Consider the following 866-nt stretch of genomic DNA (forward strand, 5'->3'; position numbering starts at 1 on the left):
ACTGAGAACGATGCGGGGCTTCACGGAGACCCAAAACAGAATCAGTGATATTGCGGTAGTCAGTTGTTCGCAAGGACAGCAGACGAAGGCTTATCGGTCATCTTACACAAAACTTGGTGCTACTGGGAAACTACGGTGGAACAGTGGTTTGGAAACGGGAGTTCAAATCGCAAGAGGAGACTCCCGTTTTCGCTTTTACAAGGTTTTTTTGTTCATAATAGCATTTTCATTTTGAACAAACCTTAAAAAACCTAATTTAGTAGGATATGAATAAGGACGGCCCGCGCAACCAGAAGAAGATATTCGTTTTAGATACTTCAGTGATCCTTTACGATCATAATGCCTTTCAAAACTTTCAGGAGCATGATGTAGCCATACCTATACAGGTATTGGAAGAGCTTGATAATAAAAAGAACGGCAACGATACCCGTAATTTTGAGGCACGCAGCTTTATCCGCCTGATGGATGACCTGTCAAAAAACAACCTGGTGAATGAGTGGATTCCGCTTAACGGTAAAAGCAAGGGGAGTTTTAAAGTAGCCATGGATATAAAAAACATCGCTGCAGATGCCGTTGAGGTTTTTGGATCTGATAAAACCGATCATCATATTTTAAACGCTGCCTTAGGTTTGCAGGAAGAATATCCTCATAAAAAGGTGGTGCTTGTATCCAAAGACATCTGCCTTCGCCTTAAGGCTAAAGCCCTTAACCTACATGCCGAGGATTACGAAACCGGTAAAATTAAAAACCTGGCAGAATTGTATACCGGTAAAACCGATATAGATAAGGTAACCGAAAAGCTGGTAACCCTGCTTAATAAGCAAGAAAACCTACCCTCCGAAAGCCTGAACATACCGGCTTATACT

The 866-nt window shown here is 41.9% G+C and carries 1 protein-coding gene; it reads left to right on the forward strand.

What is annotated here, in order from left to right:
* Positions 1 to 266: 266 nt before the first annotated feature.
* The coding region (locus AC1DPZ_RS28180; protein WP_477409766.1) for a PIN domain-containing protein at positions 267 to 866 on the forward strand (600 nt) is incomplete at its 3' end.

The sequence above is a fragment of the Mucilaginibacter sp. P4_G9 genome (assembly GCF_056400985.1).